The sequence below is a fragment of the Guyparkeria hydrothermalis genome, from assembly GCF_023555385.1.
Taxonomy (GTDB): Bacteria; Pseudomonadota; Gammaproteobacteria; order Halothiobacillales; family Halothiobacillaceae; genus Guyparkeria; species Guyparkeria hydrothermalis_A.
In genome coordinates this window covers 1,526,072-1,549,029 of sequence record NZ_JAJSED010000001.1, presented here as the reverse complement: position 1 = coordinate 1,549,029, position 22,958 = coordinate 1,526,072, and the positions used below count along the sequence as shown (strand labels likewise).

22 protein-coding genes and 4 tRNA genes are annotated in these 22,958 nt (G+C 67.0%); 19 read left to right on the top strand and 7 right to left on the bottom strand.

What is annotated here, in order from left to right; translation table 11 throughout:
* Positions 1 to 34: 34 nt before the first annotated feature.
* From LV476_RS07215 to dctP, 3 genes are all read right to left on the bottom strand, one after another.
* A complete protein-coding gene (locus LV476_RS07215) occupies positions 35 to 2,449 on the bottom strand; it encodes a phosphoketolase family protein (RefSeq protein WP_349666012.1) in 2,415 nt (804 codons plus the stop codon).
* Between the two features lie 28 nt (positions 2,450 to 2,477).
* Positions 2,478 to 3,626 carry an acetate/propionate family kinase gene (locus LV476_RS07210; protein WP_250074813.1) on the bottom strand — a complete coding sequence of 383 codons (1,149 nt, stop codon included), beginning with the start codon at positions 3,624 to 3,626 and terminating at the stop codon, positions 2,478 to 2,480.
* A 180-nt stretch (positions 3,627 to 3,806) separates the two neighbouring features.
* On the bottom strand, positions 3,807 to 4,877 hold the full coding sequence (gene dctP / locus LV476_RS07205) for a TRAP transporter substrate-binding protein DctP (protein WP_250074811.1): 1,071 nt from the start codon (positions 4,875 to 4,877) through the stop codon (positions 3,807 to 3,809).
* Positions 4,878 to 5,164: 287 nt separating this feature from the next.
* Here dctP and LV476_RS07200 point away from each other — a divergent pair, with 287 nt between their 5' ends.
* Positions 5,165 to 5,809, top strand: coding sequence for a TRAP transporter small permease (locus LV476_RS07200; RefSeq protein ID WP_250074809.1), 645 nt, complete (start codon positions 5,165 to 5,167; stop codon positions 5,807 to 5,809).
* A complete protein-coding gene (locus tag LV476_RS07195; RefSeq protein WP_250074807.1) occupies positions 5,809 to 7,092 on the top strand; it encodes a TRAP transporter large permease in 1,284 nt (427 codons plus the stop codon). Before LV476_RS07200 ends, LV476_RS07195 begins: the two co-directional genes overlap by 1 nt.
* A gap of 21 nt (positions 7,093 to 7,113) precedes the next feature.
* Here LV476_RS07195 and murU read toward each other — a convergent pair whose 3' ends face one another.
* Positions 7,114 to 7,788 (bottom strand): N-acetylmuramate alpha-1-phosphate uridylyltransferase MurU, encoded by a 675-nt coding sequence (gene murU, locus LV476_RS07190; RefSeq protein ID WP_284047540.1) that lies wholly within the window; start codon positions 7,786 to 7,788, stop codon positions 7,114 to 7,116.
* A 22-nt stretch (positions 7,789 to 7,810) separates the two neighbouring features.
* Positions 7,811 to 8,848 (bottom strand): aminoglycoside phosphotransferase family protein, encoded by a 1,038-nt coding sequence (locus tag LV476_RS07185; protein WP_250074805.1) that lies wholly within the window; start codon positions 8,846 to 8,848, stop codon positions 7,811 to 7,813.
* A gap of 145 nt (positions 8,849 to 8,993) precedes the next feature.
* Between LV476_RS07185 and msrP the strand changes: the two genes are divergently transcribed.
* The 11 genes from msrP (at position 8,994) to LV476_RS07130 (ending at position 18,775) form a co-directional block, all read left to right on the top strand.
* Entirely contained in the window at positions 8,994 to 9,935 is a 942-nt protein-coding gene (gene msrP / locus LV476_RS07180) for a protein-methionine-sulfoxide reductase catalytic subunit MsrP (RefSeq protein WP_250074802.1), read from the top strand.
* Entirely contained in the window at positions 9,935 to 10,561 is a 627-nt protein-coding gene (locus tag LV476_RS07175; protein WP_250074800.1) for a sulfite oxidase heme-binding subunit YedZ, read from the top strand. Before msrP ends, LV476_RS07175 begins: the two co-directional genes overlap by 1 nt.
* Before the next feature lie 68 nt (positions 10,562 to 10,629).
* Positions 10,630 to 11,757, top strand: a complete 1,128-nt coding sequence (locus LV476_RS07170) for an NAD(P)/FAD-dependent oxidoreductase (protein ID WP_250074798.1) — start codon at positions 10,630 to 10,632, stop codon at positions 11,755 to 11,757.
* A 130-nt stretch (positions 11,758 to 11,887) separates the two neighbouring features.
* Complete coding sequence (locus LV476_RS07165) at positions 11,888 to 12,439, top strand: hypothetical protein (protein ID WP_250074796.1); 552 nt, start codon at positions 11,888 to 11,890, stop codon at positions 12,437 to 12,439.
* Entirely contained in the window at positions 12,436 to 13,800 is a 1,365-nt protein-coding gene (gene mpl, locus LV476_RS07160) for a UDP-N-acetylmuramate:L-alanyl-gamma-D-glutamyl-meso-diaminopimelate ligase (RefSeq protein WP_250074794.1), read from the top strand. Before LV476_RS07165 ends, mpl begins: the two co-directional genes overlap by 4 nt.
* The gene (locus LV476_RS07155; protein ID WP_250074793.1) at positions 13,797 to 14,426 is read left to right on the top strand and encodes a flavin prenyltransferase UbiX; all 630 of its coding nucleotides are present in this window, start codon (positions 13,797 to 13,799) and stop codon (positions 14,424 to 14,426) included. The genes mpl and LV476_RS07155 overlap by 4 nt, the downstream gene beginning before the upstream one ends.
* Positions 14,416 to 15,006, top strand: coding sequence for an LON peptidase substrate-binding domain-containing protein (locus LV476_RS07150; RefSeq protein ID WP_250074791.1), 591 nt, complete (start codon positions 14,416 to 14,418; stop codon positions 15,004 to 15,006). The genes LV476_RS07155 and LV476_RS07150 overlap by 11 nt, the downstream gene beginning before the upstream one ends.
* A gap of 78 nt (positions 15,007 to 15,084) precedes the next feature.
* Positions 15,085 to 15,462 carry a thioredoxin gene (gene trxA / locus LV476_RS07145; RefSeq protein ID WP_250074788.1) on the top strand — a complete coding sequence of 126 codons (378 nt, stop codon included), beginning with the start codon at positions 15,085 to 15,087 and terminating at the stop codon, positions 15,460 to 15,462.
* Between the two features lie 49 nt (positions 15,463 to 15,511).
* Positions 15,512 to 16,426: an AEC family transporter gene (locus LV476_RS07140; protein ID WP_250074786.1), complete on the top strand. Its 915-nt coding sequence runs from the start codon at positions 15,512 to 15,514 to the stop codon at positions 16,424 to 16,426.
* 22 nt (positions 16,427 to 16,448) lie between these two features.
* Positions 16,449 to 16,991 (top strand): FKBP-type peptidyl-prolyl cis-trans isomerase, encoded by a 543-nt coding sequence (locus tag LV476_RS07135; protein ID WP_250074784.1) that lies wholly within the window; start codon positions 16,449 to 16,451, stop codon positions 16,989 to 16,991.
* Complete coding sequence (locus tag LV476_RS07130; protein ID WP_250074782.1) at positions 16,991 to 18,775, top strand: M61 family metallopeptidase; 1,785 nt, start codon at positions 16,991 to 16,993, stop codon at positions 18,773 to 18,775. Before LV476_RS07135 ends, LV476_RS07130 begins: the two co-directional genes overlap by 1 nt.
* A gap of 14 nt (positions 18,776 to 18,789) precedes the next feature.
* On the opposite strand, the gene LV476_RS11270 is transcribed toward LV476_RS07130, so the two are convergent.
* Complete coding sequence (locus LV476_RS11270; RefSeq protein WP_250074781.1) at positions 18,790 to 19,629, bottom strand: flagellar motor protein MotB; 840 nt, start codon at positions 19,627 to 19,629, stop codon at positions 18,790 to 18,792.
* Positions 19,630 to 19,632: 3 nt separating this feature from the next.
* Entirely contained in the window at positions 19,633 to 20,388 is a 756-nt protein-coding gene (locus LV476_RS07120; protein ID WP_250074780.1) for a MotA/TolQ/ExbB proton channel family protein, read from the bottom strand.
* A 179-nt stretch (positions 20,389 to 20,567) separates the two neighbouring features.
* Here LV476_RS07120 and LV476_RS07115 point away from each other — a divergent pair, with 179 nt between their 5' ends.
* The 6 genes from LV476_RS07115 to LV476_RS07090 all read left to right on the top strand — a co-directional run bounded on the left by LV476_RS07115 (position 20,568) and on the right by LV476_RS07090 (position 22,957).
* A complete protein-coding gene (locus LV476_RS07115) occupies positions 20,568 to 21,389 on the top strand; it encodes a biotin--[acetyl-CoA-carboxylase] ligase (protein WP_250074776.1) in 822 nt (273 codons plus the stop codon).
* A gap of 35 nt (positions 21,390 to 21,424) precedes the next feature.
* Positions 21,425 to 22,288 carry a type III pantothenate kinase gene (locus tag LV476_RS07110; protein ID WP_250074774.1) on the top strand — a complete coding sequence of 288 codons (864 nt, stop codon included), beginning with the start codon at positions 21,425 to 21,427 and terminating at the stop codon, positions 22,286 to 22,288.
* 67 nt (positions 22,289 to 22,355) lie between these two features.
* A tRNA-Thr gene (locus tag LV476_RS07105) sits at positions 22,356 to 22,431 on the top strand.
* 134 nt (positions 22,432 to 22,565) lie between these two features.
* Positions 22,566 to 22,650, top strand: a tRNA-Tyr gene (locus LV476_RS07100).
* 43 nt (positions 22,651 to 22,693) lie between these two features.
* A tRNA-Gly gene (locus LV476_RS07095) sits at positions 22,694 to 22,767 on the top strand.
* Between the two features lie 114 nt (positions 22,768 to 22,881).
* Positions 22,882 to 22,957: transfer RNA gene (locus tag LV476_RS07090), tRNA-Thr, on the top strand.
* The last annotated feature ends 1 nt before the right edge of the window (position 22,958 follow it).

Here is a 22,958-nt window from a genome sequence, read left to right as displayed (position 1 = left end):
AAAACCCTATTTAAATCCGGAGCGTGCTTTGACGTCAGCCGCTAGGTGAAGGCCCTGGCCAGCACCAGTCGCGGATTTCCGGCATGTCTTCCCCGTGTTCGCGGATGTAGTGCTCGTGATCGATCAGGCGCTGCTCGAGCTTCTGGCGCAAGTGCGCGCCGCGGACCTTGAGGCCGGGAACGCGTTCGATCACGTCGATGACGAGATGGAAACGATCGATCTCGTTCTTCACCGCCATGTCGAACGGCGTGGTGGTCGTGCCCTCCTCCTTGTAGCCGCGCACGTGCAGGTTGTGGTGATTGGTGCGCCGATAGGTCAGCCGATGGATCAGCCACGGGTAGCCGTGGTAGGCGAACACCACCGGCCGGTCGAGGGTGAAGATCGAGTCGAAGGCGCGGTCCGACAGTCCGTGCGGGTGCTCGCTGTCGGGCTGCAGCTTCATCAGGTCGACCACGTTGACCACCCGAACCCGCAGCTCGGGCAGGTGGCGGCGCAACAGGTCGACCGCCGCGAGGGTCTCCTCGGTGGGCACGTCGCCGGCGCAGGCCATCACCACGTCCGGCTCGACGCCGTCGTCGTTGCTGGCCCACTCCCAGATCGAGACGCCGGCGGTGCAGTGCTTGATGGCCGCGTACATGTCGAGGTACTGCGCCTCGGGGTGCTTGCCGGCGACGATCACGTTGACGTAGTCGCGACTGCGCAGGCAGTGGTCGGTGACCGACAGCAGGCAGTTGCCGTCCGGTGGCAGATAGACGCGGATCACGCTCGCCTTTTTGTTGACCACGTGGTCGATGAAGCCCGGGTCCTGATGCGAGAAGCCGTTGTGGTCCTGGCGCCAGACATGGCTAGTCAAGAGATAGTTAAGCGACGGAATGGGCGCGCGCCAGGGGATCTCGCGGCTGGTCTTCAGCCACTTGGCGTGCTGGTTGAACATCGAGTCGATGATGTGGATGAACGCCTCGTAGCAGGCGAACAGGCCATGCCGGCCGGTCAGGAGGTAGCCCTCCAGCCAGCCCTGGCAGGTGTGCTCTGAGAGGATTTCCATCACCCGCCCGTCACGTCCGAGGTGCTCGTCGGTGGGGAGGGTCTCGGCATCCCAGGCGCGGTCGGTGACGGAAAAGACGTCGTCGAGGCGGTTCGAGGCGGTCTCGTCCGGGCCGAACAGGCGGAAGTTGCGCTGCTCGCGGTTGCGCTCGATGACGTCACGCAGGAAGCTCCCCATCGCACGGGTCGACGAGGCGCGGGTCTGGCCCGGCGCCTCGACCGGGATGGCGTAGTCGCGGAAGTCGGGCAGGTCGAGCGGGCGGCACAACAGCCCGCCGTTGGTATGCGGGTTGGCGGACATCCGCCGGTTGCCTGTCGGTGTGCGTGCCGTCAACCAGTCCCGCGGGTGGCCGTGCTCGTCGAACAGCTCGTCGGGACGATAGCTTTTCATCCAGTCCTCGAGGAGCTCGCGGTGGCCTTGGTCGCTCCGCACGTCGCTGACCGGCACCTGGTGGGAGCGCCAGGTGCCCTCGACCGGCTTGCCTTCGACTTCGTCGGGACCGGTCCAGCCCTTGGGCGTGCGCAGCACGATCATGGGCCAGCGGGGCCGTGTCGTGTCGCCCTCGTCTCGCGCCCGGCGCTGAATGGTGTCGATCTGGTCGAGCACCTCGCCGAGGGTGTCGAGCATCAGTGCGTGCATCTGGTCCGGGTTGTCGCCGCTGACGAAATAGGGGCGATAGCCGTAGCCGCGCAGTAGCGACTCGAGCTCCTCTTCCGGGATGCGGGCGAGCACGGTGGGGTTGGCGATCTTGTAGCCGTTCAAGTGGAGAATCGGCAGGACTGCGCCGTCGCGCGCCGGATCGAGGAACTTGTTCGAGTGCCAGGAGGTGGCCAGCGGGCCAGTCTCCGCCTCGCCGTCACCGACCACCGCGCAGACCACGATATCCGGGTTGTCGAACGCTGCGCCGAAGGCATGCGAAAGCACGTAGCCCAATTCGCCGCCTTCGTGGATCGACCCCGGTGTTTCCGGGGCGACGTGCGAGGGAATGCCGCCGGGGAATGAGAACTGGCGGAATAGCCGGCACATGCCGGGCTCGTCGCGGCTGATGCGCGGGTAGGTTTCCGAATAGGTGCCGTCCAGCCAGGCGCTCGCCACCAGGCCCGGGCCGCCGTGGCCGGGGCCGGTCAGGTAGATGGCGTCGAGATCGCGCGCCACGATCTGGTGGTTCATGTGCGCGTAGATGAAGTTGAGCCCCGGTGTGGTGCCCCAGTGGCCCAGCAGCCGTGGCTTTATGTGTTCGGGGGTCAGCGGTTCGCGCAGCAGGGGGTTGTCGAGCAGGTAGATCTGCCCGACGGACAGGTAGTTGGCCGCCCGCCAGAAACCGTCGATGACCTTGATGTCGCTTTGCTGCATGGCGTGTGTCTCCGTGGCTCGGGGGTGCGATGCCGCTGTGTGCCCGGGAATGAAAGCAGCCGGATGTGTCGGCTCGGTGTCAGGCGATCGTCTGGACCTGCCGGACCATTTCCCGTTCCTCGTCGGCCGGAACCACCCATATGCCGGCCGGGCTGTGCGGCTGGTGTAGGGCTCGAGGACCGCTGTCGTGACGGCGGTTGGCATTGGTGTCGAGCGCGAGCCCCATCACGCCCAGCCCCTCGCAGACCGACTCGCGCACGACCGGATCGTGTTCGCCGACGCCACCGGTGAAAACCAGTGCATCGAGACGGCCCAGATTGACCAGGTAGCCGCCCAGGTAGTGGCGGATGCGGTGGATGTACATGGCCAGGGCCGTGCTGGCCGCCTCGCTGCCCGTGTCGATCGCTGCATGGATCTCGCGCAGGTCACGCGTGCCGCAGAGCCCGAGCAGGCCTGACTGGTGGTTGAGCAAGTGGTCGACCTCGTCGCTGGAGAGTCCGCCGCGTCGTTCGAGCACGCCGGGGATGGCCGGGTCGAGGTCGCCGGCACGGGTGCCCATGACCAGGCCTTCGAGTGGCGTCATTCCCATGGATGTGGCCATGCTGTGCCCGCCGCGGATCGCCGTGACACTCGCACCGTTGCCCAGGTGCATCACGATCAGGTTGAGCCGTTGTGGCGGGTGGTCGATGGCCTCGGCCAACTGTCGCAGGGCGTTGGCCACGGATAGACCATGGAAACCGTAGCGGCGGATGCCCAGTTTTTCCCGGCACCAGTCGGGCAGGGCGTAGTGGCGTGCCTCGGGAGGGAGGTCGTGATGGAACGCCGTGTCGAACAGGGCGTAGTGCGGCGTGTCGGGGAAGCGTTCGCGGGCCAGCTCGATGCAGGCCGTGGCGATGGGGTTGTGCAGCGGGGCGAGCGGTTCGATCTCGTGCAGGGCGTCGAGGACCGAGTCGTCGATGCGGGTGGGGGCGTGGAAGCGCTCGCCGCCATGGACCACGCGGTGCGTGATGGCGTGAAAGGGGCCGGAATCTGCCGACGGCAGCGCGGTGATCAGCTCGTCGAGGGCGCGGGCATGTGCGGTCCCCAATGGGGCCTCCGCGTCGGCGAGCTCCTCTGCCGCGCAGCTATAGCGCCGATTGCCGGCGGCATCGAAGACCGCGACCTTGAGCGAGGACGAGCCCGCGTTTATTGCCAGCCAGCGTCCCTGACCTTGCTCATCTCCGGCCATCGATTCGATCCTCTTGATGTGCGGGTAGTCCGGTGTTCGGCGATTGTTCCAAGTCAATCGTAGCCCGGAATCTCGATATTTGTCAGTGGGTTGTCGCCCCCGCCGCGGTAGGAAAACCGCGGGCACAAAAAAGGCGCGCCGAGGGGCGCGCCTTGTCGATGCGGGCGGGGCGAGACTGCCTTACTCGCTGCCGCCCTCGGCCACCGCTTCCTGGATCGCGTTGAGGATTTTCTCGCCGCGCGGACCGGCCATCTCGACGTACTGGTCGAATACCGGCTCGACGCTGGCGCGGAATGCCTCGACCTGATCAGCGGTCAGCTCGATGAACTCGATGTCGCTCTTCGACTTGATCTCCTCGGTCGCGTTGGCGTTGAGCTCCTTCTGCACGTCCCAGATGTACGGGTCCAGCTCCTTGATAGCGTCCTTGACGCTGGCCCGCATGTCTTCCGGCAGACCCTCGAGGAAGCCCGGGCTGGTGATGACCGTGGAGACGAACTGGGCGTTACGCGCCTCGATCAGGTAGTCCTGCACCTCGTAGAAGCTCATGTCGCGGATGGCGAACATCGGCTGCGTCTGCGCGTCGATCTGGCCGCGCTGCAGGCCGCCGTAGATTTCCGAGTAGGCCATCGGCTTCGGGTTGGCACCGTAGCCCTCGTAGGTGGCCAGCAGCAGGTCGGACGGCTTGACGCGAATCTTCACGCCCTCGAAGTCGGACGGCTGGGTGATCGCCTTGTTGGCACTCCAGACCATCCAGCCTTCGGGAATGATCGACAGCAGTTCGAGACCCTTCTCGTTGTAGGCCGCGCCCAGCTCTTCGTAGACCACCGGGTTGCTGGCGAAAATTTCCTCGTTGACCGAGTCGTCCTGCGAGAACAGGAAGTGCAGCGTGAAGACCTGGGCCTCCGGGATGGTCGAGCCGACGTGACCCGCCGAGGCGAAGGCGAACTGCATGGTGTTGTTCTGGATCTGCTGGGTGATGTCCTGCGAGCTGCCCAGCGTGCCGTAGGGGTAGATCTTGACGTCGACGTTCTCGTGCTCGCTCTCGATCAGTTCCTTGAACTTCTCGGCGTATTTCCACTGCACGCCGCCCTTGGTTTCCTCAAGGGCGAAACGCCAGACCTGCTCGCTCTCACCCGACTTGGCCTGCTCGTCGTCGCCATTCTGGCCGCAGCCGGTCAGGGTCAGGCCCGCGGCCATCGCCACGGCACCCATCCAGAGGGCGCCCTTGTGAAGGAATCGCTTGCTTTCCATCGGTCTCTCCCTGTTTCTTGCTTATCGTTCGTTTGGCGCTCACCCCGGGCGGGGCGAGCGCCGCGATCTCCCTGACCTTAGCATGTCGAGGCGGCCGGACGCCGTTGGACACCCGGATCGTGGCCCGACTACACTGCAGTGACAGTCCGAGCGATGCGACCCATTCGTGGCGATCGACAACCGGCCGGCGGGATGCCCGTTGCGTCACCCCGTCGACCGTCTGGAAGGCAAGAACAAGAACGTCAGCCGGACCCGCCGCTCAGGGTCGGTCCGGTCGGGAGAAATCAATGCCGCAAGCGCAGGGAAAGCTGTCCCGGTCGTTGCCGGGACGGATGCTGATCCGCCTCGACTGGCTGATCGGCTGGATCGAGAACATCGTTCTCTCCGGGGCCATCCTCCTGATGGCCGCCCTCAATATCGCCAACGTCCTCGGCGACAACCTGCTCAAGCAGGGGTTGCCCTTCGCCGGCGAGATCAACCAGGCACTGCTGGTGATGATCACCTTCGTCGGCGTGGCCAAGGCCGCCCGGCACGGGCGCAACATCCGCATGTCGGCCATCTACGACCAGCTCAAGGGTCGCTGGCGCAAGGGGCTCAATATCCTGATCACTACCGGCTCGGCGGTCGTGATGTTCTATCTCGCCTACTACGCCGTGCTCTACGAGGCGCAGGTGCGCTCCATCGGCCAGGCAACGCCGTCGCTGGGGATACCCATCTGGACGCTGTACGTGCTGGTGCCGGTCGGCCTGTTCATGGCCGGTCTGCAGTACACCCTGACCACGGTGCGCAATCTCGTCTCGAAGGAACTCTACCGTTCGTTCCTCGAGAAGGAGACCTACGAGGACGCGGACCTGTACGCCGAAGAGGAGGGCAAGCTCCTCGAGGATGACGACACCGCTTCGGCCGGCAAGTCGGACAAGGAGGCCCGCTGATGCTTACCGTGATGTTCGTCCTGATGTTCCTGCTGCTCCTGCTGGGCTTCCCCATGATGGTGCCGCTGATCGTCGGGGCGCTGGCGCTGCTGCTCGCCTCCTTCCCGGGCGTCGACCCGACCCAGATCGTCCAGCAGATGATCGGCGGGGTGCGCCCGTCGGTCCTCGTGGCCGTGCCGATGTTCATCCTCGCCGCGGACATCATGACCAAGGGGCACACGGCCGATCGCCTGCTCGACCTCGTACGCGCGTTCATCGGCCACCGCCGCGGCGGCCTGCCCATCACCACCGCGGTGACCTGCACCCTGTTCGGCGCGGTGTCCGGCTCGACCCAGGCCACCGTGGTCGCGATCGGCAGTGCGCTGCGGCCGAAGATGCTCAAGGCCGGCTACAAGGACAGCTTCACGCTGGCATTGCTGGTCAACTCCTCGGACATCGCCCTGCTGATCCCGCCGTCGATCGCGGCGATCATCTACGGCGTGGCGGCGAACGTCTCGGTGGGCGAGCTGTTCATCGCCGGCATCGGCCCGGGCGTGGTGATCATGCTGATGTTTTCGCTCTACAGCTGGTTCGTCGCCCGGCGGCTGGGCATCCAGCCGGCCGAGCGGGTCGGCTGGATGGGGCGCCTGCGTGCCTTCAAGGGCGCGATCCTGCCGATGGGCTTCCCGGTGGTGGTGCTCGGCGGGATCTACTCGGGGCTGTTCAGCCCGACCGAGGCGGCGGCCATGTCGGTGTTCTACGCCCTGATCCTGGAGATGGTGATCTATCGCTCGATCAAGCTCTCCGATCTGCCGGGCATCGCCCTGTCGACCGGTTTGATCACCGCGGTGGTGTTCATTCTCGTCGGTGCCGGTCAGGCCTTCTCCTGGGTGATCTCGCTGGCGCAGATCCCCTCCGAGGTGCTCGGCCCGATCCTCGACCAGGTCTCCGCCAACCCGACCTACCTGCTGATACTGATCGCGGTGTCCTACTTCGTCGCCTGCATGTTCGTCGACCCGATCGTGGCGATCTTCGTGCTGACGCCGATCTTCATGCCGGCGATCCAGGCCTCGGGCGTCGATCCGGTGCTGGTGGGCACGCTGGTGGTGCTGCAGTCGGCGATCGGTTCGGCGACGCCGCCGTTCGGCTACGACATCTTCACCGCGATGGCGGTGTTCCGACGACCGTACATGGACATCGTCAAGGGCACGCCGCCGTTCATCATCATGCTGATCACGATGACGGTGCTGCTGATCTCCTTCCCGCAGATTGCGCTGTTCCTGCGCGACCTCGCCTTCTATTGATCGGTCGCTACCGGTCGGTGGTTATGGCTTGGCGTTGAGACGGCGGTCAGCCTCGGCCAGCCGATCGGGCGTGCCCACGTCGAGCCACTCGCCGCGGTGATGGTGGGCGCAGCCCTGTCCCAGCGCGATCGCCTCGCGCAGCACCGGGCCCAGTGCTCGCCGTCCCGGCGGCAGGTCGGTGAACAGGGCCGTGTTGAACAGGCCGATGCCGGCATAGGTCAGCGCCTCGTTGCTAGCCTCGATCAGCCGGTCGTCATCGAGGGCGAAGTCGCCCGACGGGTTGTGGGCCGGGTTGTCCACCAGCACCAGGTGGAAGCGGCAGCCGATCGGCAGGTCGCGCCCGGCTAAGGCCGCGTAGTCGATGTCCGAGAGTACGTCGCCGTTGATCAGCAAGAACCGCGAACCCAGCCGGTCGAGCGCCTGACGGATGCCGCCGGCCGTCTCGAGCGCCTCCTCGGCACAGCTTCCTTCCTCCGAGTACTCGATCGTCAGCCCCCAGCGTTCGCCTGCGCCGAGGTGCTGGCGGATCTGCTCGCCAAGATGGGCGAGGTTGATCACCACCCGCGTGATGCCGGCCGCGGCCAGGCGTTCAAGGTGATGCTCGATCAACGGCTTGCCCCCGACCTCGATCAGCGGCTTGGGCGTGTGGTCGGTCAGCGGGCGCAGCCGTTCGCCGCGGCCGGCGGCCAAGATCATGGCAGTGGTCATCGCGGTCGTGTCAGTCACGTGCATTCTCCGGGGCGTTCTCCGGCTCCAGGTCGGCAATCAGCTCGCGCAGCGGGGCGAGCTCCGGTGCCCGGACGAGCGCCCACTGCAGGTGGCGCCAGGTCAGCGGTAGGTCGTCGAGATAGCCGTGTTTGCCGTCGCGACGGCTCAGGCGGGCGAAGATGCCCAGTACCTTCAGGTGGCGCTGTACGGCCACCCAGGCGAAGTCCTCGACGAATGCCTCGCGGCTTGCCTCGGTCAGCCCGGCCTCTCGTGCCTGTTCGTGAAAATCGTCGATCTCGCGCTCGACCCAGTCGCTCGGCCAGTCGATGTAGCTGTCGCGCAGCAGCGAGACCAGGTCGTAGGGCAGCGGGCCGGTGACGGCATCCTGGAAATCGATGATCGCCCACTCGTTGCTCCAGCGCATCAGGTTGCGGCTGTGATAGTCGCGGTGGACGAATACCGGCGGCATGGCGGCCAGCCGCTCGGCGATTTGGTCGCGCAGACGTTGCCAGGTGGCCTGTTGCTCGGGTGACCAGTCCGCGGCCAGGTGGCCGGCCCGATACCACTCGTCGAACAGTTGCATCTCGGTGGTCAGCCGGGCGGTATCGAAGGCGGGCAGGCCGCTTGTCTCGACGCGGGCGACCGAGACCAGCTGGGCGCGGCAGTCCGCGAGTGCGGCCGCCCGTTCGGCCGGCTCGGCCTGTGCCTGCCAGGCGAACAGGGTGTCGCTGCCGAGGTCGTCGAGCAGCAGAAGACCGTGCTCGAGGTCGCGGGCGTGCACCTGCGGCACGGGCAGGTCGGCTGCCTCCAGTCGGCCGTGCACATCGAGAAACGGCTCGACCGGTTCCTTCTCCGGCGGGGAGTCCATGACGATGCGGGTGCTCCCGTCCGGATATTCCGCACGCCAGTAGCGCCGGTTGCTGGCATCGCTGGAGGCGGCCTGCAGGCTGCCGTAACCGGGCGCATGCCGGTCGAGGAAGGCGCGGGCCAAGTCGCGTCGGTGGTCGGCGACGGTATCGGACATCGGGTGGCAGTCTCTGGTAGGCATGAATGGATCGTGACGGAGTGGTCGGGTCGCGCGTCCTGCAGAGCGCAACCTTTGCGTCGATACTCGGGTCTTACTAAAACGGGTGACGCTCGGGATTCTACCCGCGCGATCGCCCCATCGGCATGTATCACTTCAGAGGCCCGCCATGCGACACCGTATTCGCCCCCGACACGAGCCGCGCGAATGGGAGGTTACCGAGCCTCGCTTGGCAATGGACCGCAATGCCCGGCGGACGTTCCTGCGCTCGGTGGTCGGTGCCGGCGCGGCGCTTGCCCTGCCGGGGTGCGGCCGTGCCGACGAGGGCAAGCCGCTGTCGGAGCAACTGACCGAGTTCGATGCCATCACCGGCTACAACAACTACTACGAGCTTGGTACCGGCAAGACCGATCCGGCCCGTAATGCCGATGCGCTCGCCGCGCTGATCGATCGGCTCTCGCCGTGGGAGTTCGAGGTCGATGGCGAAGTCGCCAAACCCGGACGCTTTTCCATCGACGATCTGACCGCGCTGCAGGCGCCGGAGGAACGCATCTATCGCATGCGTTGTGTCGAGGGCTGGTCGATGGTGATTCCCTGGGACGGGGTGCCGCTCAAGGCGCTACTCGACCGGGTCGAGCCGACTTCGGCGGCGCGCTTCGTGCGTTTTGAGACCGTCTATCGCCCCGAGAACCCGTTGCCCGGGCAGAAGCGCGCGGTACTTGAGTGGCCCTACGTCGAAGGGCTGCGTCTCGACGAGGCGCAGCATCCGCTCACGCTCCTGGCCACGGGCATCTACGGCAAGCCATTGGCGCCGCAGAACGGGGCCCCGGTCCGGCTGGTCGTGCCGTGGAAGTACGGCTTCAAGGGCGGCAAGTCGCTGGTGCGCATCAGCCTGGTGCGCGAGATGCCCACCTCGACCTGGATGGCGGCCCTGCCGCGCGAATACGGCTTTTACGCCAACGTGAATCCGAATGTCGACCACCCGCGCTGGTCCCAGGCCACCGAGCGGCGCATCGGCGAGTGGGGGCGTCGGGATACCCAGATGTTCAACGGCTACGCCGACCAGGTCGCGCATCTCTATCAGGGCATGGATCTCGAGAAGCACTACTGATGGTACGTCGTCCCATGGTGCGTCGTCCTTGGCTGGCCAACCGTCCTGCCTGGTGGCTGCTGTTCCTGGCGCAGCTGGGCCCGCTTGCCTACCTCGCTTGGGCGATCCCGACCCACCAGCTCGGCTACGAGCCGGTGGTCGACAGTCTGCGCTTTCTGGGTGACACGGCCCTCTACCTGTTGCTGATCGGGCTGGCGATCACCCCGCTGCAACGGTTGGTGCCGCGAGCGGGTCTGATCGACTACCGGCGCATGGTAGGGCTGTACGCGTTCTTCTATGCGGCACTGCACCTGTCGCTGTGGCTGGTGGTGGATCGGCAGTTGGCTCTGGCGGCCATCTGGGAGGATGTGATCGAGCGCGAGCACATCACCTTCGGCGTGATCGCCTTCCTGATGCTGCTGCCGCTCGCGATTACCTCGACCCGCGGCTGGATGCGCCGACTGGGCTGGCGCTGGAAGGCGCTGCATCGGCTGGTCTATCCGGCCACCGCGCTGGTCGTTCTGCATTATTTCCTGTCGGTGAAGTTCGATACCCGCACGCCGATCGTGCTCGCCGTCGTGCTCCTGCTGCTGTTGCTGGCGCGTCCGCTTACGCGCCCCCTGCTGGCGCGACGGCAACGCGATTGAACATTAGAAAATCCTTATGCCAAGATAAGGCGCACCACGAATCGACGAGCTTTCAGGGAGGGCATGGCATGAAACTGACGGTCATTGGTGCGGGGTTCGGGGCGCTGACGGCAATTCGAAGACTGCGGCGGCAGAGCCCGCAGGCAGAGATCACCCTGATCGCGCCCGAGCCTACCTTCCAGTACTACCCGAGTCTGATCTGGGTGCCGGCCGGGCTGCGTGGCCGCGACGACATCCTTCACGACATCCGGCCCCTGCTCGAGCGGCTGGACGTGCATTTTCACGCCGGGCGAGTCACGGGTGTCAGCGAGGATGGCCGCCGGGTGACCACCGACAGTGGCGAGGTCGAGAACGACGGGCTGATCGTCGCCAGCGGTGGGCGCTTCCTGAAGAAACTGCCCGGCATCGAGCACGCCATCACCCTGTGCGAGGGCATCGATGCCGCCGAGCAGATCCGCGACCGGCTCGCCGAGATGGACGGCGGCACCATTGCCATCGGTTTCGGCGGCAACCCCAAGGAGCCGGCCGCGGTGCGTGGCGGGCCGATCTTCGAGCTGCTGTTCGGCCTCGACCGGCTGCTGCGGCGAGAAGGACGGCGGGACAAATTCAAGCTGGTCTTCTTCAATCCCTCGCCGCGTCCCGGCAATCGCCTGGGCGAGAAGGCCGTCGATCGCCTGCTCGATCGCATGGCGAAGTTCGATATCGAGACCCACATCGGCGCCAAGCCGAAGCAATTCGAGGCCAACCGGGTCATTACCGAGAAGGGCGAGTTCGAGGCCGATCTGATCCTGTTCATGCCCGGCATGACCGGCCCGGCCTGGCTGGAGAACGCGCCGTTTCCCACCTCGCCCGGCGGCATGATCGAGGCCGACGAGCACGCCCGCGTCAAGGGGTTCGAGCGGGTCTACGTCGCTGGCGACTCCGGCAGTTATCCGGCACCGGACTGGGCACCGAAGCAGGCGCACATGGCCGACCTGCAGGCCGGCGCGGCGGCCAAGAACCTGGTCGCCGAGATCGACGGCCAGCCGGCCAACCGGACCTTCAAGTGGGAGCTGGTCTGCGTGATGGACATGCTCGACCGGGCGACGCTGGTATTCCGCAACGACAAGCGACAGCTGGTGACCCCGCCGTGCCGCTTGCTTCACTGGGCCAAGCGTTTCTTCGAGTGGTGGTACCTGCGCGACCTGCGCCGTTAGCCGATCCGAGGGTGGCGCCCGAGCGGATGCTCGGTGCTGCCGCAGACGCAGCGCCCCGTTTTGCGCTAGGCTTGCAGCCGTTTGCAGCCCGATCTGCGGTCTGCAGTAATCCTCATTCGGGGGCACGGCCTTGTCACTGATTCGCCAGTTCTTCCTGTTGCTCTTCCTTCGCGCCGGGCCGGAGGACATGCCGGCCGGCCAGCAACCATTGCTGGTGGCCGTGGTGTTCTATCTGGTGGTCGGTGTGCTGCTGGATGTCGCGATGACCGGGGAAGGAGTTGGTGGTCTCGGCGGTGGCCTGCTGCTTCTCGCTGCCGACTCGCTGGTGCTGGCGGGCTATTCCGCGGGGCTCGCCGTGTTGCGTGACCACCGGCCACGCATCCCGCAGATGCTCACGGCCCTGTTTGGCGCCACCGCCATGCTGGGGCTGGTGGCCTGGCCGCTGGTCGTGATGCAGCCATCGGGCGACGTGGGGGACGGTGCCATCGGCTGGTGGTCGCTGGCGATGATCGCCCTGTTCGCCTGGAACCTGGTGGTGCTGGGCCAGATCTACCGGCGTACCCTGGACTTCGGCGCCGCGCTGGGCGTGCTTGCCGCCTTAGGCTACTTCATACTCAGTTCGCTGATCTACACGGGGCTGGCGGTGCAACTGCTTCCCGGCGAGAACGGATTGCCCACATGACCGATCAATCGCGCAAGCTTCACATCCTCGGCATTGCCGGCACCTTCATGGGCTCGCTGGCGCTGCTGGCCCGCGAGATGGGCTACCAGGTCTCCGGGCGCGACCATGCCATCTACCCGCCGATGAGCGACCAGCTCGCGAACGCGGGCATCGCGGTCGAGACCGAGATGGACGCACCCTTGCCGGACGATGCCGAGATCATCATCGGCAACGTGATGCGCCGCGACATGCCGGTGATCGACCAGCTGCTCGAGGGGTTTCATCGCTATCGCTCGGGCCCGCAATGGCTGGGCGAGGAGGTGCTGCGCGACCGCTTCGTGCTGGCGGTTTCTGGCACCCACGGCAAGACCACCACCACCTCGATGGTTGCGCACATCCTCGAGCGCGTCGGCATGGCCCCGGGGTTCCTGATCGGCGGGGTGCCGGGCGGCTTCGGCGTCAGTGCCCGGCTGGGCGAGACGCCGTTCTTTGTCATCGAGGCCGACGAGTACGACACGGCCTTCTTCGACAAGCGCTCCAAGTTCCTGCATTACCGGCCCCGCGGACTGGTGATTAACAATCTTGAATTCGATCATGCAGATATATTCGATGATCTGGCGGCGATCGAGCGACAGTTTGCGCATCTGCTGCGACTGGTGCCCGGCCGGGGCAAGGTGATCGCTCCCGTGGGTGAGCCGGCAATCGAGCGGGTACTCGGCCAGGGCGTATGGGCGCCGGTCGAGCGGTTCGCCGATCGCTGCCAGTCGGGTGCGACGTGGTGTCTGGATGAGGGTGAGGTCATCTGCGAAGGCGAATCGCTCGGGCCGATGCCTGCCTCGATCCGCGGCGATCACAATCGTCGCAACGCGCTCGCCGCGCTGGCGTTGGCCCGTTTCGCCGGTGTGCCGGCGGCCGAGGCCTTGGCGGCCCTCGTCGACTTCGGCGGCGTCGCGCGTCGGCTGGAGTTGAAGGGCGAGGTGCATGGCGTGCGAGTGATCGACGACTTTGCCCATCATCCCACGGCCATCGCCGCGACGCTGGCGGCGGTGCGCGAACAGATGCCGGATGGGGCGCGGCTGGTGGCCGTGCTCGACCCCCGTTCCAATTCCATGCGCGCCGGCGTGCATGCCGCCGGGCTGGCCGGATCGCTGTCATCGGCCGACCGCGTGTTCCTGCATGCCCCCGACGGGTTGGGTTTCGACCCGGCCGAGACCCTGGCCCCCCTGGGTGACCGACTGATTGTGGGGACGTCGGTGGATGAATTGCTGGAGGCGGTGGCCGGCGAGCGCCAACCCGGCGACTGGGTGGTTTCGATGAGCAACGGCGGTTTCGGGGGCTTCCCCGCCCGGCTGGTCGAGATGCTGCGTGCGGAGGCGGCATGAGGCGGGGCGCGGCCACCGAGCACGTCGTGCTGGCGATGACCGGTGCCTCCGGGCTGCCGTACGCGCTGCGCCTGCTCGATTGCCTGATCGCGGCGGACTGCCAGGTGAGCCTGATTGCGTCCAAGGCAGCTCATGCCGTGGCTGCACTTGAGCTCGACGAGCCGTTTCCCGCTCGCCACGACGCGCTGGCCGCCGAGTTGGGCGGGCGTTTTGGTGCAAAGCCGGGGCAGGTGACCGGCTTCGCCCGCGAGGATTGGACCGCGCCGTTCGCCTCCGGCTCCAATCCGCCGGATGCCATGGTGGTCTGCCCCTGCACCACCGGCACGCTCGGGGCGATCGCCAATGGCCTGTCGGACTCGCTGATCGAGCGCACCGCCGATGTCTGCCTCAAGGAGCGCCGCGACTTGGTGATCGTGCCGCGCGAGGCGCCGCTGACGGCCATCGCCCTGTCGCAGATGACGCGCCTGGCCGAGCTCGGCGTGGTGATCCTGCCGCCGGCGCCGGCCTTCTATCACCGGCCGCGCACGATCGAGGACCTGATCGACTTCACCGTGGCGCGCATCCTCGACCAGATCGGGGTGCCGCACCAGCTTCATGCCCGCTGGGGCGACCGGGATGGCGACTGACGAGGCACAGCTGCCGCTGTTCCCGCTGCGGGCGGTGCTGTATCCCGGCGGCGAGCTGCCGCTGCGTATCTTCGAGGCGCGTTATCTCGACTTGGTGCGCTGGTGCCTGCGACACGATCGCCCCTTCGGCGTGGTGCTGATCACCGAGGGACGCGAGGTGGGGCTTGAAGACGGCCCACCGCGCATCGCCGGGGTGGGGACGACGGCCCGCGTGGCCGACGCGAATGTGCTCGCTGGAGGGTTACTGGGTGTGCGTGCCCAGGGCGAGTCGCGCTTTCGCGTGGTCTCGCACCAGGTCGACGACCGCGGCCTGGTGCAGGCACGGGTTGAAAACCTCGCAGCCGGCCCCAGTTCGGGAGATTCGATCGCCGCCGAACGACACGAGCAGCTGATCGCCGCGCTCAAGCGGCTCGAGCCCACACTCTGCCCGGACGAGTCATCCGAGCTGACGTGGCTGTGCTGCCGACTTGCCGAGCGCCTGCCGCTGGGGCTGCCGGCGCGCCAGGCGCTGCTCGAATGCGAGAGCGTCGAGGCGATGGTCGCGCACGTTGAGGGCTGGCTGGCCGGCGCGCGACGCTAGCGACGAGAAGTTTCGTGGCCCGGTGTGGACCGGGCCTACATGCGGCCGACGCTGTCGGCATGACCCAAAGGTGTCTTTATGACCGTTCATACCGCCACTGCGGACAATCTCGAGGGCCTTCTCAAGGACAACGACATCCTGCTGCTGGATTTCTGGGCACCCTGGTGCGGTCCCTGCCAGTCCTTTGGTCCGATCTTCGAGCAGGCCGCCGAGGCGAATCCGGACGTCGGCTTTGCCAAGGTGAACACCGAGGAAGAGCAGGCGATCGCCGGCCACTTCCAGATCCGCTCGATCCCGACCCTGATGGTGTTCCGCGAGCAGATCCTGCTGTTCAACCAGGCCGGTGCGCTGCCGCGCAACGCGCTCGACGAGCTGATCACCAAGGTGAAGGACCTCGACATGGACGAGGTGCGCGCCGAGGTCGAGAAGGCCGAAGCGGAGGCCAAGGACCAGTGATCCCGGGTGCCACCACGGTGGCGTCCCGGCGAACAAACGAGGTGAGCCGGTGATCTCGGTCATCCTGCAGATGGCCGGAACCATCGCGCTGGGGCACGTCTGGCGGTACCTGCCGCTGGGCGGCTGGACCGCCGATCGCGCCCGTGGCGCGCTGACCTCGTCGGTCTACTACCTGTTCCTGCCGGCGCTGGTGTTCTCGGTGCTGTGGCGTGCACCGCTCGGGGTCGACACCCTGCGCATCGCCGGCACGGCCGCCGTGGCGGTGCTTACCTCCATGGCGTTGATGGCGCTGGTTGGGCGGATGATGCGCCTGGGCCGGCTGCAGTTCGGCGCCTTGCTGCTGGCGGCGAGCTTCCCCAACGCGACCTACATGGGGTTGCCGTTGCTGGGGAGCCTGTTCGGCGATGCGGGCAAGGCGATTGCCATCCAGTACGACCTGTTTGCCTGCACGCCGCTGCTGTTGTCGGTGGGCATCCTGCTGGCGGCACGCTTCGGCGAGAGCGAGGAGGCGGTTCACCCGATCAAGACACTGCTCAAGGTGCCGCCGCTGTGGGCGGCGGTCGCCGGGGCGGGGCTGAATCTCGCCGGCGTGCCGCAGCCGGACTGGGCTGCCGAGTGGCTCGACCGGATCGGCGCGGCCGTGGTGCCGGTGATGCTGGTGGCCCTGGGTATGAGCCTGCGGCTGGAGACCCTGACCGGCCGACAGCTGTTGACGGTCAGCCCGGCGATCGCGATCCAGCTGTTATGGATGCCGCTGGCGGCGCTGGGTTTTGCGCTGGCCGTGGGCGCCGAGGGCCTGACACTGACGGCTGTGGTGCTGGAAGCGGCCATGCCGGTGATGGTGCTGGGGCTGGTGATCTGCGACCGCTTTGGTCTCGATACCAGCCTGTATGCCACCACGGCGAGCGCCTCGACCCTGCTGGCGCTGCTGAGCCTGCCGTTCTGGCACGGGCTGGCGAGCTGAACCTTCAAGAGGACGACGAGAGATGAGTGACACCCAACAGAGCATGCCGGTGGAGAAGGACAAGGTGGTGCGTGTCTATCACGAGATGCGCGACGATGACGGGGCGCTTCTGGCGGATACCCATGTCGATGGCTTCGAGTACATCCACGGTCACGGCAACCTGATCCCAGGGTTCGAGTCCGCGCTCGAGGGACACGTCGAGGGCGACGAGGTCGAGGTGGTCGTCGAGCCCGAGCAGGCCTACGGGCTGCACGATCCCGAGGGGGTCGTCGAGGTGCCGCGCGAGCGCATCCAGGCGCAGGCCGAGCTGGAGCCGGGGAACATGGTCGAGGCGCACGGCCCCGAAGGTCGGATCGAGATGCTGATCCTCGAGGTGGGCGACAAGACGGTCAAGGTGGACCTCAACCACCCCCTGGCCGGCTTTCGTCTCCACTTCACCGCCCGGGTCGGCTCGGTGCGCGACGCCCATCCGGACGAGGTCAAGCACGGCCGTGTCCACCCGGGCGGCCACCACCTGATGACCAGCGACTCCTCCGTGCCGGATCTCCCGGGGCAGGAGTCCTGATGCTCAAGCCGGAAGCCAGCACCTCGATCGAACCGCGCTACCGGCTGGCCTTCACCGGTCACCACAGCCGCTACATCGACGTCGAGTTGAGCCTGCCGGCTGCCGCCGAGGGTTACCGCCTCAGCCTGCCGGCGTGGATTCCCGGCAGCTATCTCGTGCGTGACTTCGCCCGACACCTGGTCGGCAAGCGGGCGACCGGTGCCGCCGGTGAGCCGGTGGCGATCACGCCGGTCGATCAGCAGACCTGGGATGTCGCCGGCAACGACCACGATATAACCGTTCACTATCGGGTCTACTGCGCGGACTTCTCGGTGCGCAGCGCACACGCCGATTCGAGCCACGTGTTCTTCAACGGCACCAGCGTCTTTCTCCGTGTCCACGGTGCCGAGCACGCCCGCCACGAGGTGACGCTGGCAGGCGAGGGTCTGCCGTCGGACTGGCGCGTGGCGACCACGCTGCCGGACATCGCGATCGACGAGCGCGGCTTCGGTGAATATGCCGCCCCCGACTACGAGGCGCTGATCGACCATCCGGTCGAGATCGCCGACTTCGTCGAGCGGCGCTTTACCGCCGGTGGCGTACTGCACCGCATGGTGTTCACCAATGCCCTGCCGGAAACCGATTTCGACCGGATTGCCGCGGATGTCGCGCGCATCTGTGAGACCGAGATCGAGCTGTTCGACGGCGCGCCGTTCGACGAGTACCTGTTCCTGGTGGCCCTCGACGAGAACGGCTTTGGCGGCCTGGAGCATCGCGACTCCACCGCGTTGATCTTCCCCCGCTCGCACCTGCCGTCGGTGACCGCCGCCGGGGTGAGCAAGGAATACCAGCGGTTTCTGAGCCTGTGCGCCCACGAGTACTTCCACAACTGGAACGTCAAGCGCATTCGCCCGGCGGCCTTCGCCGGCCTGCCGCTCGACCGGCCGGCGCACACGCGTCTGCTGTGGGTGTTCGAGGGCTTTACCAGCTACTTCGACGACTGGCTAGTGCGTCACGCCGGTCTGATCGACGAGTCGCAGTACCTTGGCGCGCTCGAGGAAACCGTCAACCGCGCCATGCGCGGCAAGGGCTGGTCGCGCCAGACGCTGGAGGAGTCGAGCTTCTATGCCTGGACGCGCTTCTACCAGCAGGACGCCAACGCGGTGAACGCGATCGTCAGCTATTACACCCGTGGCGCGATCGTGGCCCTGATGCTCGACCTGATGCTGCGCGAGCGTGGTGCGAGCCTGATGGACGTGATGCGTCGGCTCTGGGACGAGCACGGCGAGGAGCCGTTGCCCGAGGGTGAGCGCGTCGAGGGGCTGATCGAAGCGGCCATGGGCGAACCGATGAGCGAATTTTTCGATCGTGCCCTGCGTTCTACCGAAACGCTGGACGTAGCCGGCCTGCTGGCGCGCTTCGGCGTGTCGATGCTGCCGCGTGCCGAACAGGGCGGGCCGGATGCCGGCGTGCGGATCGACCCGCGCGATGACCGTGCCGCACGCGTGATGCTGGTCTTCGAGGACCGCCCGGCTGCCGCCGCCGGGCTGGCCGTGGACGACCGGATCATCGCCATCGACGGTTTTGCCGTCGGCGGGGCGAACTGGGCCGAGCGCATTGCACGCCACCGTGCCGGTGACCGGCTCACGCTGCATGCCTTCCGCCAGGGGCGCCTGCTCGAGTTCACGCTCACGCTCGCCCCCGAATGCCTCAACCAGCACCGGCTGGAACGCAGCACCGGCGATGCGCAGACCGAGTCACGCCGCGCGCAATGGCTGGCGGTGGCCGACGAGGCGCGCGGCTAGGGAGACTCGGCTCGTCAGTCGAGTGGCGCGGTGCCCGCGGCAGGTCGCTCGGCGTCCGCCCAGGCCGGCACGAGTGCCACCTCCACCCGGCGGTTCAGCGCCCGATTGGCGGCGCTGTCGTTGGGCGCGATCGGCTTATTCTCCCCCATGCCGCGGGCCGATAGCCGGCCGGCAGCGATGCCTTCGCCGCGTAGCGACATCAATACGCTGACCGCCCGTGCGGCGGACAGGTCCCAGTTGGAGCGGAAGCGTCCCGACCGGATCGGCACGTCGTCGGTGTATCCCGTGACCACGATGCGGTCGTTGCTCTCGGCCAGCTCGTTGGCGATCCGGTCGAGCACCGGCTCGAAGGCGCGCTGCATGTCGGCGCTGCCCGACGGGAACGACGCGTTTTCCTTGATACGGATGATGACGGCGTCGTCGGTAGTCTCGATCTCGAGATCCCCGGCCTCGATCGCATCGCGCATGCTCGCCCGCAGTTCCTCCGCGCGTTCCTCCAGTTGCTCCCGGCGCAGGTCCTCGAGCGCTTGCACGCCGTCATCGTCGGTCTTCGCCGTCGTCGGCGCCTCGAGCTCGATCAGCTGGGTCGGCGGCGGCCCCTCGATAATGCTGTCCGGGTCGGCTGCCCCGGGAGCCAGCGGGGCGGCTGATTCGGTCGGTGTGGCGGGGGCATCCGGCGGGATGCCGCCGAGGGAGTCACGCAGGGTTTCGGCCACGGCCTTGTAGCGTTCCACATCGACCACCGAGATCGAGAGCATCAGAACGAAGAAGGTCAGCAGCAGCGTGACCATGTCGGCGTAGGTGGTCAGCCAGCCGCCGCTGCTGCCGATGCGCTGGCGCCGGATGCGCTTCACGGCTCAGGTGTCCTCCTGGCGCTCGCGGCTGGGCAGGAAGGTTTCCAGCAGCCCGCGCAGGATGCGCGGGTTGATGCCGTCCTGGATGCCGCGAATGCCCTCGAGGATCAGCCGCTGCTCGCGGGACTCCTGGGTGGCGCGCATGTGCAGCTTCGTCATGACGGGAAGGGCGATCGCCTGGGCGATCACCGCGCCGTAGAAGGTGGTCAGCAGGGCGGTGGCCATGGCCGGCCCGATGGTCGACGGGTCGTCGAGTGAACTCAGCATCTGCACTAGGCCGACGAGGGTGCCGATCATGCCCATCGCGGGGGCGACGTCGTAGATGCCCTTGAACATCTGCACGCCGCCGTCGTGACGCTCCTCGGTCAGCTCGATGTCGCGTTCGAGGGTGCGCTCGATGTTCTCGATCGGTTGGCCGTCGACGATCATGCGCACCCCTTTCTCGATGAAGGGGTGGCTGATGTCCTGGTCCTCGAGTGCCAGCGCGCCGTCGTGGCGCGCGACGTGGGCCAGCTCCTCGATCTCGTCGATCAGCGCGGTCAGGCTGTGTCGTCGCTGGACGAAGGCCTGCTTGATCACCCCGAAGGAGTGGATGAACTGGCGGAAGGTGATCATCGCGATCGTGATCGACAGGGTGCCGCCGACCACGATCAGGGCGCCGGGGATGCTGACGAACCCGAGCGGGTACTGTCCCAGCCCGATGGCGAGTGTCACCACGCCCAGGGCGGAGACGATGCCGATAAGGGTTGCTTTGTCCAAGGGGCTCCTCTCGTCTTCTCGCGTCGATCGTTCGGGCCTTTGGATTCGGCGATGTCACGCTTTTCTTGCGCCCGAGCCAGTATAATCGGGCCCGATCCGCAAAACTTGAACGCCGTAGGGGCCTCGCCGGCCACCTTCCTGACCCCTTGCATGACTGTCGACCGACGGGACCATCCGCCATGCCTCGCGAGTCCGCGCTCGATTTCGATTCCCTCGCACGTCGCCTGCAGTCGCTCGCCGACGAGCGGGGCTGGCGGTTGTCCGTCGAGTCGCGGACGACCTCGACCAATGACGAGGTCCGCTCGGCGATGAGATTGGCCGAAGGCGCGGTACCCTGCGTGGCCCTCGCCGCCACCCAGACGGCCGGTGTCGGCCGGCGTGGGGCGCGCTGGCTGAGCGGACCGGGCGATGGGCTGTGGTTCTCGGTGGCGGTGCCCGCCGAGTCGCGGCCCGTCACCGCGCCGCCGAGCCTGGCGCTGGCCGGCGAACTGGCCGAGCGGCTGCGCCGCGGCGGGGTGCCGGTGGAGCTCAAGTGGCCCAACGACCTGTATCTGGATGGCGGCAAGCTCGGTGGCCTGATGCTGGAGCGCGCCCGCTTCGGTGGTCGGGTCGCCTGGCTGGCCGGCGTCGGGATCAACTGGCGTCTGCCCGCCGAGTCATCGGGGGGCGAACTGGGTGATGACTATCGACCGGCCGCCTTGGAGAGCGTCCCCGGTGGCGAGGGGCCGGCTGACACGGTCGACCTGGCGCTGGAACTGATCGCCTCGGCGGTCGATCTGCTCGCCTCGCCCGCGCGCTGGGGTGATCGGCTCGAACGCCTGCGTTGCCGGCACCGCTGGTTCGATGTGCCGGTGGAAGTCCTTCCCGAGCGCGGGGAGGCGTACCGCGGCGTCGGCGGTGAGATTTGCGCCGACGGCCGCCTGGAGATCCGTCGGGATGACGGGCGCCGGGTGGCGGTCGGACCGAACGATCGGGTGCGTGCGGCTCCCTTGCGGAGCTGACGGCCCAAACGAACAACAGAGGAACGCCTGTACCTGTGAATTGCTACATCGATGCGGGCAACAGCCGGATCAAGGGACGCCTCGCGCGTCGCACCCAGGCGAGTGCCGAGCCGTTCTCCGTCACGTGGCCTGAGCCCGCCGAGCCGGATGCGGTCGGTGCGCTAGCGACCCGGCTCGAGCCCCTGCTGGTCGACGAGAAAGGGCGGTCGCCGCGACAGATCGTGCTGGCGTCGGTCGTCGAGCCGCGCCGTCGCGAATGGCTCGAGACCGCCCTGGCCGAGATCTGCCCGACCGCGAAGCGGCGCTGGTTGTCGGTGCCGCGCAAGTGCTGCCATGTCCGGGTTGCCTACGAGGACCCGGCGCGACTGGGCATTGATCGCTTCTGCGCCATGATCGAGGCCCATGCTCTGGTCGAGGGTCGTCCGCTGGCGGTGATCAATGCCGGCACCGCCGTCACGCTCGACGTGCTCGAGGCCGACGGTCAGCACCGCGGCGGGCTGATCCTGCCCGGCTGGCGGGCCCAGCTCGAAGGGTTGCGCTCAGCCGCGCCTGGACTGGGGGAGGCGGTCGAGCCGTTGCTTTCGGCCGATGACGCACCCGCATCCGAACTGAACGCCGACGACTCCCCGGGGGTGGCCGAGGCCACCCGCCAGTTGGGGCTTGCCGTCGACACCACCACGGCCATCGATGTCGGGCGCCACTGGCTGCTCGCCGCCGGGGTCAACGAGATGCTGGCCGTCTGGCGACAGGCTCTCGCCGACCAGGGGGAGTTGCTGGTCGTCCTCGCCGGCGGAGACGCCGAGCGGCTTGCGGCACTGGTCTCCCCGGAGGTCGACGTGCGGGTCGAGAGTGACCTGGTGCTCGCCGGGATGGTGCGGCTGGCCAAGGCCCGACGCTGACCGGTTCGCAGACGGCGCGAGATCGCTTGGCAAACGTGACGCGATGTGCGTAAAATGCGCGCCCATTGCCGGCTTAGCTCAGTTGGTAGAGCAACCGCCTTGTAAGCGGTAGGTCGTGAGTTCGAGTCCCACAGCCGGCACCACAGGCACAGGCCCCGCGGAAGCGCTTTTCGCGGGAGCCGATCGGTAACGCGAGACGCGCCTGATTGCGTTGCCGATATCGCCCGACCGGGTGTTGACAGCCCGGTCTGTTTTGTGAAGAATGGCGCGCTTCCCGGGTGGGGTACCCAAGCGGTCAACGGGAGCAGACTGTAAATCTGCCGGCTCAGCCTTCGCAGGTTCGAATCCTGCCCCCACCACCAGACAAGACGAATCTCGCTACCGCTTGCGGGATTCAAACGGTCTGCGGGTGTAGTTCAATGGTAGAACCTCAGCCTTCCAAGCTGATGACGTGGGTTCGATTCCCATCACCCGCTCCAGTCCTGTGATTCGGGCCATCCGCCCGGGTCCGGAACGGACCGATGCGATCCACAGTGTGGGTCGCTTCATTTGAAGAGTTTGCATCGACGGCCCGGTCGTCGGTTCATAACCATGCTCATGTAGCTCAGTTGGTAGAGCACGTCCTTGGTAAGGACGAGGTCACCGGTTCAAATCCGGTCATGAGCTCCAC

Excerpts from the sequence above, each read along its gene's own strand:
- LV476_RS07210 (WP_250074813.1), bottom strand. The coding sequence starts at position 3,626 with ATGGCCGGAGATGAGCAAGGTCAGGGACGCTGGCTGGCAATAAACGCG.
- dctP (WP_250074811.1), bottom strand. The coding sequence starts at position 4,877 with ATGGAAAGCAAGCGATTCCTTCACAAGGGCGCCCTCTGGATGGGTGCC.
- LV476_RS07200 (WP_250074809.1), top strand. The coding sequence starts at position 5,165 with ATGCCGCAAGCGCAGGGAAAGCTGTCCCGGTCGTTGCCGGGACGGATG.
- LV476_RS07195 (WP_250074807.1), top strand. The coding sequence starts at position 5,809 with ATGCTTACCGTGATGTTCGTCCTGATGTTCCTGCTGCTCCTGCTGGGC.
- murU (WP_284047540.1), bottom strand. The coding sequence starts at position 7,788 with ATGATCTTGGCCGCCGGCCGCGGCGAACGGCTGCGCCCGCTGACCGAC.
- LV476_RS07185 (WP_250074805.1), bottom strand. The coding sequence starts at position 8,848 with ATGCCTACCAGAGACTGCCACCCGATGTCCGATACCGTCGCCGACCAC.
- msrP (WP_250074802.1), top strand. The coding sequence starts at position 8,994 with ATGCGACACCGTATTCGCCCCCGACACGAGCCGCGCGAATGGGAGGTT.
- LV476_RS07175 (WP_250074800.1), top strand. The coding sequence starts at position 9,935 with ATGGTACGTCGTCCCATGGTGCGTCGTCCTTGGCTGGCCAACCGTCCT.
- LV476_RS07170 (WP_250074798.1), top strand. The coding sequence starts at position 10,630 with ATGAAACTGACGGTCATTGGTGCGGGGTTCGGGGCGCTGACGGCAATT.
- mpl (WP_250074794.1), top strand. The coding sequence starts at position 12,436 with ATGACCGATCAATCGCGCAAGCTTCACATCCTCGGCATTGCCGGCACC.
- LV476_RS07155 (WP_250074793.1), top strand. The coding sequence starts at position 13,797 with ATGAGGCGGGGCGCGGCCACCGAGCACGTCGTGCTGGCGATGACCGGT.
- LV476_RS07150 (WP_250074791.1), top strand. The coding sequence starts at position 14,416 with ATGGCGACTGACGAGGCACAGCTGCCGCTGTTCCCGCTGCGGGCGGTG.
- trxA (WP_250074788.1), top strand. The coding sequence starts at position 15,085 with ATGACCGTTCATACCGCCACTGCGGACAATCTCGAGGGCCTTCTCAAG.
- LV476_RS07135 (WP_250074784.1), top strand. The coding sequence starts at position 16,449 with ATGAGTGACACCCAACAGAGCATGCCGGTGGAGAAGGACAAGGTGGTG.
- LV476_RS07130 (WP_250074782.1), top strand. The coding sequence starts at position 16,991 with ATGCTCAAGCCGGAAGCCAGCACCTCGATCGAACCGCGCTACCGGCTG.
- LV476_RS07115 (WP_250074776.1), top strand. The coding sequence starts at position 20,568 with ATGCCTCGCGAGTCCGCGCTCGATTTCGATTCCCTCGCACGTCGCCTG.